The organism is Paraburkholderia ginsengiterrae, assembly GCF_001645125.1.
Classification (GTDB): Bacteria; Pseudomonadota; Gammaproteobacteria; order Burkholderiales; family Burkholderiaceae; genus Paraburkholderia; species Paraburkholderia ginsengiterrae.
The window spans coordinates 60,315-73,749 of the sequence record NZ_LXKA01000338.1; the positions used below are offsets into that span (position 1 = coordinate 60,315).

The 13,435-nt window shown below is 64.3% G+C and carries 14 protein-coding genes; 8 read left to right on the forward strand and 6 right to left on the reverse strand.

Features of this window, described 5'->3' with window-relative positions; all coding sequences use genetic code 11:
* Positions 1-121: 121 nt before the first annotated feature.
* The gene (locus A6V37_RS27035) at positions 122-946 is read left to right on the forward strand and encodes an IclR family transcriptional regulator (RefSeq protein ID WP_064271496.1); all 825 of its coding nucleotides are present in this window, start codon (positions 122-124) and stop codon (positions 944-946) included.
* Between the two features lie 67 nt (positions 947-1,013).
* Here the strand turns inward: A6V37_RS27035 and A6V37_RS27040 are convergent, their stop codons facing one another.
* The 3 genes from A6V37_RS27040 to A6V37_RS27050 all read right to left on the reverse strand — a co-directional run bounded on the left by A6V37_RS27040 (position 1,014) and on the right by A6V37_RS27050 (position 5,893).
* Complete coding sequence (locus A6V37_RS27040; protein ID WP_064271497.1) at positions 1,014-2,204, reverse strand: M20 aminoacylase family protein; 1,191 nt, start codon at positions 2,202-2,204, stop codon at positions 1,014-1,016.
* A 112-nt stretch (positions 2,205-2,316) separates the two neighbouring features.
* The gene (locus A6V37_RS27045) at positions 2,317-5,469 is read right to left on the reverse strand and encodes a sensor domain-containing protein (protein ID WP_165614489.1); all 3,153 of its coding nucleotides are present in this window, start codon (positions 5,467-5,469) and stop codon (positions 2,317-2,319) included.
* Positions 5,470-5,608: 139 nt separating this feature from the next.
* On the reverse strand, positions 5,609-5,893 hold the full coding sequence (locus A6V37_RS27050) for a hypothetical protein (protein WP_064271498.1): 285 nt from the start codon (positions 5,891-5,893) through the stop codon (positions 5,609-5,611).
* Between the two features lie 179 nt (positions 5,894-6,072).
* Between A6V37_RS27050 and A6V37_RS27055 the strand changes: the two genes are divergently transcribed.
* Both A6V37_RS27055 and A6V37_RS27060 read left to right on the forward strand, forming a co-directional pair.
* Positions 6,073-6,627 carry a fasciclin domain-containing protein gene (locus A6V37_RS27055; RefSeq protein ID WP_064271499.1) on the forward strand — a complete coding sequence of 185 codons (555 nt, stop codon included), beginning with the start codon at positions 6,073-6,075 and terminating at the stop codon, positions 6,625-6,627.
* A gap of 225 nt (positions 6,628-6,852) precedes the next feature.
* Positions 6,853-7,137, forward strand: a complete 285-nt coding sequence (locus A6V37_RS27060; protein ID WP_064271500.1) for a hypothetical protein — start codon at positions 6,853-6,855, stop codon at positions 7,135-7,137.
* 118 nt (positions 7,138-7,255) lie between these two features.
* On the opposite strand, the gene phnN is transcribed toward A6V37_RS27060, so the two are convergent.
* Genes phnN through phnF form a run of 3 tightly spaced genes read right to left on the reverse strand, consistent with a single transcriptional unit; the run spans position 7,256 to position 9,290 of the window.
* Positions 7,256-7,810, reverse strand: coding sequence for a phosphonate metabolism protein/1,5-bisphosphokinase (PRPP-forming) PhnN (gene phnN / locus A6V37_RS27065; RefSeq protein WP_064271501.1), 555 nt, complete (start codon positions 7,808-7,810; stop codon positions 7,256-7,258).
* Positions 7,811-7,812: 2 nt separating this feature from the next.
* Positions 7,813-8,535, reverse strand: a complete 723-nt coding sequence (locus A6V37_RS27070; RefSeq protein ID WP_064271502.1) for a DUF1045 domain-containing protein — start codon at positions 8,533-8,535, stop codon at positions 7,813-7,815.
* Positions 8,532-9,290 carry a phosphonate metabolism transcriptional regulator PhnF gene (gene phnF, locus A6V37_RS27075; protein ID WP_064271503.1) on the reverse strand — a complete coding sequence of 253 codons (759 nt, stop codon included), beginning with the start codon at positions 9,288-9,290 and terminating at the stop codon, positions 8,532-8,534. The genes A6V37_RS27070 and phnF overlap by 4 nt, the downstream gene beginning before the upstream one ends.
* Before the next feature lie 180 nt (positions 9,291-9,470).
* Between phnF and phnG the strand changes: the two genes are divergently transcribed.
* Genes phnG through phnK form a run of 5 tightly spaced genes read left to right on the forward strand, consistent with a single transcriptional unit; the run spans position 9,471 to position 13,435 of the window.
* Positions 9,471-9,968 (forward strand): phosphonate C-P lyase system protein PhnG, encoded by a 498-nt coding sequence (gene phnG, locus A6V37_RS27080; RefSeq protein WP_064286482.1) that lies wholly within the window; start codon positions 9,471-9,473, stop codon positions 9,966-9,968.
* On the forward strand, positions 9,968-10,579 hold the full coding sequence (phnH, locus tag A6V37_RS27085; RefSeq protein WP_064271505.1) for a phosphonate C-P lyase system protein PhnH: 612 nt from the start codon (positions 9,968-9,970) through the stop codon (positions 10,577-10,579). Before phnG ends, phnH begins: the two co-directional genes overlap by 1 nt.
* Positions 10,579-11,736: a carbon-phosphorus lyase complex subunit gene (locus tag A6V37_RS27090; RefSeq protein ID WP_064286483.1), complete on the forward strand. Its 1,158-nt coding sequence runs from the start codon at positions 10,579-10,581 to the stop codon at positions 11,734-11,736. Before phnH ends, A6V37_RS27090 begins: the two co-directional genes overlap by 1 nt.
* Positions 11,733-12,668, forward strand: a complete 936-nt coding sequence (locus tag A6V37_RS27095; RefSeq protein ID WP_064271507.1) for an alpha-D-ribose 1-methylphosphonate 5-phosphate C-P-lyase PhnJ — start codon at positions 11,733-11,735, stop codon at positions 12,666-12,668. The genes A6V37_RS27090 and A6V37_RS27095 overlap by 4 nt, the downstream gene beginning before the upstream one ends.
* Positions 12,665-13,435: a phosphonate C-P lyase system protein PhnK gene (phnK, locus tag A6V37_RS27100; protein ID WP_064271508.1), complete on the forward strand. Its 771-nt coding sequence runs from the start codon at positions 12,665-12,667 to the stop codon at positions 13,433-13,435. The genes A6V37_RS27095 and phnK overlap by 4 nt, the downstream gene beginning before the upstream one ends.

Genomic DNA, 13,435 nt, shown 5'->3' on the forward strand with positions numbered 1-13,435 from the left:
AACCAGTCGCAAAGTTGGCGAAATAGAAGGCTTAAGCTATCGTCACGCCTTTGCGAAGCATTGCACCGGACGAACCCGCGCCACGCGCGTCCGCCACTTCCCGAACGCACCTTCAAGGTCCATGAGCCAAGCCCTGCCGCCGTCTTCCGCCGATCCAACCAGCGCCGAACCGGCCCCGGACAAACCGGGCGACTCGTACGTGCAGTCGTTCGCGCGCGGGCTCGCGGTGATCCGCGCGTTCGACGCCAAACGCCCGGAACAGACGCTCACCGACGTCGCCGCCGCGACCGGCCTCACGCGCGCCGGCGCACGCCGCATTCTGCTGACTTTGCAGACGCTCGGCTACGTGGAGGCCGAAGGCCGCCTGTTCCGCCTCACGCCGAAGATTCTCGACCTCGGCTTCGCGTATCTGACCTCCATGCCGTTCTGGAACCTCGCCGAGCCGGTGATGGAACAACTGTCGGCGCAGGTTCACGAAAGCTGCTCGGCAGCGGTGCTCGATCGCACCGAGATCGTCTACGTTCTGCGCGTGCCGACGCACAAGATCATGACCATCAACCTGTCGATCGGCAGCCGCTTGCCGGCGTATTGCACGTCGATGGGCCGCATGCTGCTGTCCGCGCTCGACGACGAAACACTCGACGCGACCCTCAGTTCGACGCCGCTCTACGCCCACACGCCACGCACGGTTACCGACAAGGAGGAGTTGAAGAAGCTGATCGCGCAGGTGCGCCGGCAAGGGTGGGCCATCGTCGATCAGGAACTGGAAGGCGGCTTGATCTCGCTGTCCGCGCCGATTCGCAATCGCCAGGGGCGCGTGATCGCCGCGATGAATATCAGCGGCAATGCGCAGCGCAATTCGGCCAAGCAGATGGTGAAGGCGTTTCTGGAGCCGCTGCAGCAGGCCGCGCAAACCGTCTCGGAGATGGTGGCGCGGCGCGGGTGACAGTGGCGGGTGCTCGCGCCGCTGTAGTTGCGAGACGAGCGCGCCGCGGCGCGGCTCGCCTGCCGGCTTACTGGCCCAGATAGCGCTCGACGAGCCGCGCCCAGAATGCCGCGCCGACCGGCAGACTGCGGTCGTTGAAATCGTAGTGCGGGTTGTGCACCATGCAACCGTCCTCGCCCACTCCGTTGCCGATTCGCAAGAACGTGCCTGGACGCTTTTGCAGCATGAACGCGAAGTCTTCGCTGCCCATCAGAATGTCCGTGTTCGCCACCACCTTGTCGTCGCCGACCAGTTCGCGCGCCACCTCTACCGCGAAATCCGTTTCGGCATCCGAATTGACGACCACCGGATAGCCTTCGATATATTCCACCACCGCGCGGGCGCCATAGCTCGCGGCCTGCGATTCCGCGAGTTCGGTAATGCGCTTCTTCAGCAGCGCGCGCACTTCCGGGCTGAACGATCGCACGCTCAACTCCAGTTTCGCGCTGTTCGAGATCACATTGTTCGCGGTGCCCGCATGCATCGAGCCGACCGTCACCACCGCCGGTTGCGACGGGTCCACGTTACGCGCGACGATAGTCTGCAACGCCATCACGATGCTCGCCGCGACCACGACCGGATCGACCGTCAGATGAGGGCGCGCCGCATGGCCGCCGACGCCTTCGATCGTGATGACCGCCTTGTCGCCCGCCGACATGAACGGCCCCTTGCGGAACAGCAGCACGCCGGGCTCCGCGCCAGGATGGTTGTGCACACCGAACACGGCGTCGCAGGGAAAACGGTCGAACAGGCCGTCGTCGATCATTTTCTGCGCGCCGCTGTCGATGCCGCTTTCCTCGGCCGGCTGAAAGTACAGATGCACCGTGCCCGAGAAATTGCGCGTGGCCGCGAGACGTTGCGCGGCGCCCAGCAGCATGGTCGTGTGGCCGTCGTGGCCGCAGGCGTGCATCTTGCCGTGCGTGCCGCTCGCATACGGCAAGTCGGTTTGCTCGATGATCGGCAGCGCGTCCATATCCGCGCGAATGCCGATGCTGCGCTTGCCCTCGCCCACTTTCAGTGTGCCCACCACGCCCGTGCGGCCGACGCCGCGCGTGACCTGCCAGCCCCATTGCTCGAGCTTGTCGGCCACCAGCCCGCCGGTTTGCAGTTCCTCGTAAGCCAGTTCAGGGTGGTGATGGATGTGATGACGAATCTCGCGCAGGCTTTCGGCAGCAGGCAACAGGTCGGACACTTCGGTAAAACGCGCGGATTCGCTCATCGTGATGGCTCCAGGGATTCAGACCGCAAGACAGTGCGGCAAACAAAATAGCACTATAGCCACGCCGCTTTGTTCGAGTAAGTCTTTTTCACCCTGATTAGCCGATGTGATGTCACCCGCCTGCCCGCGGGTCAGGTGCCGTCTCGGCGACGTCCGATTCGATACTCGACGGGCGCAGCATGGCGGCGATCGTGTCGCCCGAAACTGCGGCGCTGTAGAGAAAGCCCTGTCCTTCGCTACACCCGTGCTCCACCAGAAAGCCTCGCTGCACGTCCGTCTCGACCCCTTCCGCTATCACGGCAAACTTCAATGCCTCGGCAATCGCAATGACCGCGAGTGTCAGTGCTTCGTATTCCGTGCCCTGGCCGATCTCCTGAACAAACGCTTTGTCGATCTTGATGCGGTCGATACTGAATCGCTTCAGATAGCTCAGGCTGGAATAGCCGGTACCGAAATCGTCGATGGCGATCTTGACGCCGAGCTGCCGCAGTTCCTGCAGGACGCGTGCGGCTTCGTCCGCGTTGCGCATCAGCGCGCCTTCCGTCACTTCGAGTTCGAGCATGTCCGCCCGGCAGCCTGTGTCGGCCAGCACGGCACGCACCATATTGACGAGATCCGAGCGCTCCAGCTGAAGCGGCGAAACGTTCACCGAGACGCGGATGGGCGGGAAGCCCTGCTCGCGCCAGCTGCACGCCTGCTCGCAGGCGGTTCTCAATACCCATTCGCCGAGCCCCTGAATCAGGCCGGTTTCTTCGGCAATCGGGATGAAAACGGCGGGCGACACCACGCCAAGCTCGTCGTCGCGCCAACGCAGCAGCGCCTCAGCGCCGAAGATGCGCCCCGTCAGCATGTCGATCTGCGGCTGATAGGCGACCTGAAGCGCTTTGGCCTTCACCGCCCGGCGCAGCCTGGTCGAAAGCTGCAAGCGCTCCGCGGCCGCCCGGTTCAGCTCGGGCCGGTAGAACTGGTAGCCGTTGCGTCCACGCGACTTCGCGAGGTACATCGCGGCGTCGGCATTACGGATCAGCGTATCGGCATCGGCGCCGTCCTGCGGATAAGTGCTCACGCCGATGCTGGCCTCCACGTACAGCTCCCGCTCGCCGGCGTAGAACGGCTCGGTCATGGGGGCAATCACCCGTTCGAGCATCGGCACCAACTGCTCATCGCCTGAGCGCGCGGCGACGATGATGAACTCGTCCCCACCGTAACGCGCGACGAGGTCGTTTGAGCGGACCAGCCGCTGCAAGCGCTTCGCGACGCTCGCCAGCAGCGTGTCGCCGACACGATGGCCGAGCGAGTCATTGACCTCCTTGAAGCGGTCGAGGTCGAGGAACATCACGGATACCTGGCTGCCGGCCTCGGAGGCGCGGCCAATCGCTTCGCCGAGACGCTCGTCGAGCAAGGTACGGTTGGGGAGTTCGGTCAATGCGTCATATCTGGCCTGGTGCTCGAGGCGGGCCTGATACTCGACCAGCGCCGTGACGTCGCTCATGACCCCCACGTGATGGGTCACACGCCCCTCTTCATCGCGCACGGGTGCGACCAGAACGTTATTCCAGAACTGTTCGCCGTTCTTCCGGACACACAGCAACGTGACGTTCGCCTCGGTGTTGCTGTTCATCGCATGACGAACCTCGGCCCATTTCTGCGGCTCCTCGTTCAGATTGAACAACGAATCGCAATCCGCGCCGGTCACGTCGCTGGCGGAATAACCCGTGATGCGCTCAAAGGCCGGATTGGCGAACATCACAATGTTGCGGCCCAGCTGCGCTTGCGCAATCACAATGCCGTTGATGCTCGCATCGATCGCTCTGCCCTGCAGGCGCAGCGCCAGTTCCGCTTTACGCCGGCCCGTAATGTTCTCGTAGGCGATCAGCACACCGATGGTGTTGCCCTTCTGATCCTCCAGCGGCAGCTTGGTCTCTGAAATCCACACTTCCGTGCCGTCGACCGCGACGGCCGAGCGCTCGAAATGCCGCCGCGTGAGCTCGCCCGACATCACCCTGAGGTCCTCGTCCTGGATCTGCCTGGGGTCGTCGCCCCACAGCAGGTCGTGGTCGCTCAGTCCGATCAGCGCTTCTCTGGACGGCAAGCCGGCGTCGCGCGCGTAAACCGCGTTGCCGCCAACATAGCGGTGCTTCGCGTTCTTCCAGGCGATGCCCTGTGGAATGTGATCGAGCACGTATTCGAGCGTCTGCTTCGATTCGAACAACTCGGCTCGCGCGGCCAACTCCAGCGTGACGTCGACCATGACGGCCATCGTGGCGGCCTGCCCTTCGAACGCAACATTCAGATGATGCACGTCCATGGACTTCCGCTCGCCGGACCGAGTCTGGTGAACCCATACACCGACCGCCTGCGTTTCGCCGAACGTTGTTTCCGGCCTGGCGTTGAAGCCCTCCTTCAGGCGGCTGAACTCATCGGCCGGGTGGACGTCTTCCAGCGACATGCCCAGCAATTCCCCTTCGTCATAGCCGAAGCTTCGCTGCGCGGCGCCATTGGCCGCGACAATCGCGAGCGATTCATTGTCGTAGATCCAGATCGGCAGGGGATGCTCATCGAAGAAGCGCTGGTAGCGGGCGCGCGCGGCGTCGGCCAGACGCAGCGCGGCCCGAAGCCGCCGGGCGATCCGGGTGTTCCAGCGCATCAGCCCAAGCAGCAAGGCGGCCGCCGTGAAGCCGCTCACCAGCAGCGCGGTGGAACCCCACCTGGCGTCCGACGACGACTTGCTGATCACGGAGTCGATCGTCGCATCGGCCTCCATCCGGACATCGACGACATGTTCGAGAACGCTGTAGAAGTAAGCATCGATTTCACTGAGCGCCGGATCGCCAAGATGCACGCTTCCAGGAAACTGCGTGACCCGCCGCGCCAGCGCGTTGCTGCGTTCGCCGAGCTTGCGCATCATCTCGTCGAGTTCATCCAGACGCGAGACGCAGTCCGAGCGGCCCCGGCAGCCAGTGCGAGCGTCACCGCTCAACTCGAGCAGTGTCGCCACCGGGAACTGATAGGCCGCCCGCTTGTAGAACGGGCGGGTGCTGATCAGCGTGTAGAGTTCGCCGTGCTCGTCCAGCATCATCTGCTGGACCTGATCGAGGTCGCGCTTCAGGCGTCCGGATTCCCGCAGCGTGCTGACCGAGTTTTCCTGCTCGAAGGTCTGGCGATGAGCGAGAAACGTATTCAGGCCAATTGCAGAAAGAATGAAAGCAACCGCAATGACTGTGAAAGTTTTCCGGGTGAATTCGCGATTAATTGCCAAACGCACGGAGCTTGCAGCGTAGCGTCGAGTCGAACGCTCGCTGCGCGTGCGATTTGGGTGCGGCGTAACCATAGCTGGCCTCGAGTCCGTCAGTCCCTTGGGATAACGGCCTGCGCAACGAAGTTCTTGAGGTCCGCTCCAGTCTTCAGAACCGCCCTATCGCCTTCAGACGCCCGAGTTCAGCCGGCCGTGTGTAGGATCGGTATAGCTCGCCGACCGTACCAAAGGCGAGAGCCGGCTTCAGCGTTGCGCCGGGAAGCGCGTCGGCCAGCCAGGCGAACGCATTCATTTCACGTTGCGCCGCATGGACCGCGGCCGTCAGCGCCGTCAGCGCCTGCTCCGCCGAATGACCACCGAGGGAGACAAAGCAGCTCTCGAAAGGATGTTTTGCCGGAACTTCGGCACGTAAGGCTGATTTTGGAAGGGCCAAATCAATCTCCGACGCGGATTACCCCTCCTGTATAGCAACTGAATGTGACAATAAAAAACACGCCCTGCCGATAAAGCGCATCCATCCGCACGTCTCCCATCGAATCCAACCGAGGCGATCCCCCGTATATGAGGTCAGAGCCAGGCAATTACGCATGGCGCCTCAGGAGGGACCCAGCAATGAAATGCAAGACTATGTTCGTCGCCGCCGCGCTATCGGTAGCGGTGTCAGGCGCCTTTGCCGCCAGCGACACCGTCATGGTAGGCGGCCAGGCCATGTACCCCACCAAGGACATCGTGGATAACGCCGTCAACTCCGCTGACCACACCACCCTCGTTGCCGCGGTCAAAGCCGCGGGTCTCGTCAATACGCTAAAGGGCCCCGGCCCGTTCACCGTGTTCGCGCCCACCAACGAGGCCTTTGCCGCGTTGCCGGCCGGCACGGTCGATACGCTCGTGAAGCCTGAAAACAAGGCCACGCTCACCAGCATCCTGACGTATCACGTCATTCCCGGGCGCTATGACTTCCGTAAGCTCGACGAAGCAATCAGGACCGGGGGCGGCAAGGCAGAACTGAAAACAATCAATGGAGAGCCGCTGACGTTCACCGAGAACGGCCCGCACAACATCGTCGTCACGGATGCCAACGGCCACACGGCGGCCATATCGACGTATGACGTCACTCAGAGCAACGGCGTCATCATGGTTGTCGATAAGGTTCTGATGCCCAAGTAGAGGACCGGTGCACGCGGACGGGGGTTCGAATTCCGCACCGGTCTGTCATTTTTAGCGCCGGGCGACGACTCACCCATATGCCTCGCAGTTGAACGTGCCCCATAGCGGTCCCGTCCGGCTGCGAGCAGCGGGTTGCGCTTTGCCGCTTCGCAACCGGTCGGCCTTTAGCGGTATAGGGGACTTCGGCGTTTCCAATGCGCGAGCCACCCTCACAGGAGAAATACCATGGAAAAGTTGACGATGAGCGTTCTGTTGACGCGTGTCGCCGTCGCGGCGCTGTTCGCATGTGCCGCGACGTTTGCGCAGGCTGGCGGTAACGGCAACGGTGGAAGTGGCGGCGGCGGCGCTCACGGTGCGGCCACCGCGGGGATGACTTATCACGGCGAGCCCGTCTCGAGCCTGTGGAACCGGCCTCCTGGCGATATGAGCAAGAGCTCGGACTCAAGCCACACGGATATGTCCCGCATGACGCACGACGACAACAATATGTCTGCGAACTCTATGCAGTAAGGGCTTGCACGATTGCCGGGAGCCAAAGCCTTGATGGTTTGCGCGCCCGGCATCCCGCCGCACCGTGACGTGCAGCGACGGGACGAGGGAGTTGATGGCGACACCCGGATACTACGGGTTACTGAACTTCGCTCTCGGCCTTCAGAACCGCAATCAACTCGTGCCCGGCATCATCCAGTGCGCCGGAATTGTCGATCGTCGTGCAGCGCACGCCGTGCGGCAGCGAAAATGGCGCACGCCTTGCAAGGCGCGCCGCCACCTGCTCCGCCGACTCGCGCGCCCGCTCGCCCAGCCGCGCCTCGAGAATATGCGGCGCGGCGTCCACGTGCACCACTTCCGCGTGCGGATAGCGCACCAACGTATGCTGCAAATGCTGGCGCGAGCCGTTGACGACCACCGTGCAACCGCGCGCAAGCCACGCGTCGACTTCGATACCAATGCCATAGCGCAGCGAATGGCTCGACCATTCGAGCGCGAACAGGCCGAGCACGGAGCGCGCGGCGAACTCTTCGACGCTCAACGCCACGTGCACCTCGCCATGACCACTCGGCCGCGTGATGTAGCGGTGCGCGAACAGAATCGGCTCGCCCATCAGACGCTTGCGCGCAAACGCCAGCAAAGAATCCTTGCCTGCGCCGGATGGCCCCATTACGTAGATCAAACGCCCTGCCATGGTTACGTCACCTCGCAGTTCTGAAACGGCACTCGCTGCCACAATTTGAACGGTTCGCCGGGCGCCGGCTCGACAAAGAGCGCGGCGTGATCGACGGCGAGCGGCCCCAGCACGGGCGTGCGTGCCTGCCACCATGCCACCAGCACGGCGCGTTCCTGCGCGTCGGCGAGCGAGTTGGACAGCGTCATGTGAAAGCGGAATTCGTCGAACACATACGGATAACCCCATTCGACCAGCAGCGCGCGCTGGCGTTCGCTCAGCGGCGCGGCGAGCCGGCGCGCCAGATCGGCCGCCGAGGGCCGCGCGCGCAATGCGTCGAGCGTCTGCAGCGCGCTCGACGCGACGTCTCGAACACGGGATTCGCCTTGCGGATCGGCGGGACGCAGCGCAACGAAGTCGCCGAGCGTCGCGGCTTCCACCGGCAACGCGAACGCGCTTTGCTGCGCGGCCCAGGCACGCGTGGCGTGCAGCACGTCCGCCTGCGTCACGCCGTCGGCGAGCCGGAATGGCGCGACCAGCGTGCCGTGCCAGCCGTAGCGGCGCGGGGCTTCGGTGAGCGCCGTGAGCGGACGCGTGAGCGCATCAGGCTGCGGTGGCGTACAGGGTTCGCCGCTTTCCGCATCGCGAGCGAGCCACGCTGAACCGGCCTGCCACCACGCCGAATCGCGCGATGGTGCGTAGTACACAGCAAAACGAGCCTCGGCGCCCCAGACCGCGCCGCTCATAGATCGTGCTCCACCAGCAGTTGCACGCGGTCCGCCGCAAAGTGCGTAAAGCCGTATTTGACCGGCGTGCCTTGCAGATCGACGTCGACGTTCTCGACCCACAGCACCGGTTGCTGCCGGTTGATATTCAGCCGCCGCGCCACTTCCGGCTCAGGCAGCACGCTGCCGATCCGGCTCCACTTGCGCAGATAGTCGTTCACGCCGAGTTCCGCCATCGCCTTGGTCACGCTGCCGGTGCGCTCCAGCACCGCCGGCAGGTCCGCGAAACGTGCCGCGGGATACCAGTTGCGCGCGAACGTGAGCGGCACACCGTCGGATTCGTGCAGCGATTCGATCCGATAGACCAGCGCGCCGGCCCGCAGGCTCAGCGCTTTCGCGACATTCGGCTCGGCCTTCACGCGCGCGGCCGACAACATCTTGCCGGCCGCCGTGTGATGCTGCTGGCGCAAGTTTTCTGTAAACCGCGTGCGCCGGCCAATCGTATAGTCGATGGCGCCCGGCTGCACGAAGGTGCCACGCCCCTGCTCGACGCTGACGAGGCCCAGCGCGGCAAGCCCGAGCATCGCCCGGCGCACGGTATGGCGGTTCACGTCGAAGCGCTTGGCCAGTTCCCCTTCGCTCGGCAAACGCCCTTCTTCGCCAAAACCACTGGCGGCGATTTCCGCCGCCAGAATCTGCTCGATCTGCCGCCAGACGGCAACGCCCGCGCCGCGTTCGAGCGTCGTGCCCGGCGTCGCGTTGTCGTTCGATGTCATGGTGCTGTCATTCCCTTGGGTTCAAATATTCGTATGACGTGCATTGTAGTGCGCCAGCCGTGATGGAAATATGAAACGGTGCACATGTGCGGAACCACTAGACAAGCATACTCCTAAACGTCTAGACGTTTAGATGAATAGATGGTCAAATGTCTACTCGCTGGATCAACAGGAAATTCAATGAGCGCCACTTCCGCCTCACCTTCCTCCGCTCCGCCGTCGTCTGTCCGGCGCGCCTGGATGGCCGTGCTGGCCCGCACACCGCGCGCCGATCTCGAAGCCGCGCTGGAGCACGCGTTGCGCGACATCCCCACCCCCACTTATGACTGGCTGCGGCCGCCCGAGATCGGACTCGCGATGGTGCGCGGCCGTGTCGGCGGCAGCGGCGACCCGTTCAATCTCGGTGAAGCCACCGTCACGCGCACCACCTTGCGGCTGCGCGAAACGGGCGGCGCTGCCGCGGCAGTCGGCGTGGCATGTCATCTGGGCCGGGACCGCCGCCGCGCGGAACTGGCCGCGCTGGCCGACGCGCTGCTGCAAATGCCCGAGCATCACGCTTCACTGCACGCGCAACTGATCGAGCCGTTGGCCGCGCGGCATGCAGTCCGGCGAGCCGAACGGCAACAGGATGCGGCGGCCACGCGCGTCGAATTCTTCACGATGGTCCGGGGCGACTGATGGAAAACTCACCGATTGCATTGTCCACTTTGACGCCGGGCTTCTCCGATCCGGTCCACGACACCCAGGCGGTGTTCCGCACCTTGCTCGACGCGCTGTCGCGGCCGGGCACGGTCGGCGTGGTGGAAGACGTCCTGCCCGAAGCGCGCGCCGACCACGCCGAACTGGCCGCCTTCGCCGCACTGCTCACGCTATGCGACTACGCCACGCCGGTATGGCTCGCGCAAGCCGATACCGCACTCAGCTCGGCTTTGCGCTTTCATACGGGAGCGCCGCTGGTCGACGAACTGGGGCAAGCCGCTTTCGCCTATATCCACGACGCCGGTGCGCTGCCGCCGCTGGAGAGTTTCGCGCCCGGCACGGCAGAATCGCCCGAGCAATCGGTCACGCTGCTGATCCGTGTCGACGCGCTGACGGGCGGCGCCCCGGTGGTACTGAGCGGCCCCGGTATTCAGCACACCGCAACGATTGCGCCAGTGGGCCTGCCCGAACGCTTTTGGCATGAACGCGCGGCCCTCGCGCCGCTCTTTCCGTGCGGCATCGATTGCTATCTCGTCTGCGGCAACCGCCTGATCGGCCTGCCGCGCACAACTCAAGCGAAGGTGAACTGATGTACGTTGCCGTCAAAGGTGGAGAACGCGCGATCGAAGCATCGTGGCGCCTGCTCGACAAGGCGCGCCGCGGTGACCCGCGGCTGGCCGAGCTCAGCGTCGCGCAGATTCGCGAACAATTGCGCCTCGCGGTCGCGCGGGTGATGACCGAAGGTTCAGTCTACGATGAAGAGCTCGCAGCGCTCGCGATCAAACAGGCTGCGGGCGACCTCGTGGAATCGATCTTCCTGCTGCGCGCCTATCGCACCACGTTGCCGCGTTTCGGCTACACACAGCCGGTCGATACGGAGGCGATGCAGGTCGAGCGCCGCATTTCCGCGACCTTCAAGGACGTGCCCGGCGGGCAGTTGCTGGGCGCGACGTACGATTACACGCAGCGTCTGCTGGATTTCGCGTTGCTCGCCGAAGGGCATGCCGATGCCAACGACGGCGCCGGCACCGCAGCGGGCACAGCGCCAGTTCGAGCCGCCGCGGCCGCGACCGAAGCCATGCCGCGCGTCGTCTCCCTGCTCGACAAGGAAGGCCTGATCGAACAGGAGCGCCCCACGCCGGAGGCGCCCGAACCCGGCGACCTGTCGCGCGAGCCGCTCGCCTTCCCCGCGAGCCGCGCCACGCGCCTGCAGAATCTCGCCCGTGGAGACGAAGGTTTTCTGCTCGCCATGGGGTACGCCACGCAACGCGGCTACGCGCATTCGCACCCGTTCGCGGGCGAGATCCGTTTCGGCACGATTGCCGTTGAAATGGAACTCGACGAACTGGGCGAGGCTGTCGAAATCGGCGACATCGACATTACCGAATGCCAGATGATCAACCAGTTCGCCGGCAGCAGCGCGGTGCCGCCCACCTTCACGCAGGGCTACGGCCTCGCGTTCGGCCACTCGGAGCGCAAGGCGATGGCCATGGCGCTCGTCGATCGCGCACAGCGCGCGGAAGAACTCGGCGAGACGCTCGGCTCGCCGACCCAGGACATCGAATTCATGCTCTCGCACAGCGACAATGTGGAAGCGTCCGGCTTCGTGCAGCATCTGAAGCTGCCCCACTACGTCGACTTTCAGGCGGAACTGGAACTCGTGCGCCGTTTGCGCGCGAGGCACGGCGAAGCGAGCGAAGGCGAAGGCATGGCGCAAGAACGGAACCAGCAGGAGCAGGCAGCATGAACACGCCCGAAACATTGCCCGCAGCAACGCACGCCACCGCGTTCTACGACAGCGCAGCGGACGGCTACAACTTCGCCTACCTCGACGAACAGACCAAGCGCATGCTGCGCCGCGCCTTGCTCAAGGCCGTCGCCGTGCCAGGCTATCAGGTGCCGTTCGCCTCGCGTGAAATGCCGTTGCCGTTCGGCTGGGGCACCGGCGGCATTCAGGTCACCGCGGCGATCATCGGCAAGAAAGATACGCTGAAGGTCATCGATCAGGGGTCCGACGAAACCACCAACGCCGTCAACATCCGCCGCTTCTTCGCGCGCACCACGGGCGTGGCGACCACCCGGCGCACGGTGGAGGCGACCATTATCCAGACCCGTCACCGGATTCCCGAGGCGCCGCTCACCGACCGGCAGATTCTGGTCTATCAGGTGCCGATGCCCGAGCCGCTGTATCGCCTGGAACCTCGCGTCGCCGAATGCAAGAAGCTGCATGCGCTCGCCGACTACGGCCTGATCAGCGTGAAGCTCTACGAGGATATCGTCCACCACGGCAGCATCGCGACCACGTACGACTACCCGGTGATCGTCAACCATCGCTATCTGGCATCGCCCTCGCCGATTCCGAAGTTCGACAACCCGAAGATGCATATGAACCCCGCTCTGCAACTGTTCGGCGCGGGCCGCGAGCGGCGCATTCACGCGATTCCGCCATACACGCCGGTACGCAGTCTCGACTTCGACGATCATCCGTTCGAGGTGCAGAAGTGGCAGCACGCCTGCGCGCTGTGCGGATCGACGGAGAGCTTTCTCGACGAAATGATCGTCGACGACGCGGGCAAGCGCATGTTCGTCTGCTCGGATAGCGACTATTGCCACGAACGCCGCGGCGACGAAGATGCCGAGTTGCCCTCGTACGAAGCACACCCTGGAGAGCCCGCATGACGCCGCTTTTGAGCGCCCGTTCGCTCACCAAAACATATGGCGGCCGCAACGGCTGCAGAAACGTCAGCTTCGATCTGTACCCGGGCGAAGTGCTGTGCATTGTCGGCGAATCCGGCTCCGGCAAGACCACGCTCCTGAATACGCTGGCGCTGAAAACCGCGGCCGACAGCGGCTCGCTTCACTACACGGCCGCGCATGGCGACCGGCTCGATCTGCTCGCCCTGTCCGAACCGCGCCGCCGTTTGCTGATGCGTACCGAGTGGGGCTTCGTGCAGCAGAATCCGCGCGACGGACTGCGCAGCGGCGTCTCGGCCGGCGCGAATATCGGTGAACCGTTAATGGCCGTCGGTGCCCGCCACTACGGCAACATCCGCCATACCGCCACGCAGTGGATGGAACGCGTCGAACTCGATTCCTCGCGTATCGACGAATTTCCGGCGGCGTTTTCGGGCGGCATGCAGCAGCGCTTGCAGATCGCGCGAAATCTCGTGACCGGTCCGCGGCTCGTTTTCATGGACGAACCTACCGCCGGCCTTGACGTTTCCGTGCAGGCACGCCTGCTCGATCTGCTGCGCACACTGACCTCCACGCTGCATCTGTCGGTGCTGATCGTCACGCACGACATCGGCGTGGCGCGGCTGCTCGCGCACCGGCTGATGGTCATGCAAGGCGGTGAAGTGGTCGAGGCGGGGCTGACCGACCAGGTGCTCGACGATCCGCAGCACCCTTACACGCAAACGCTGGTTTCCTCGGTTCTGCCGGTTTGA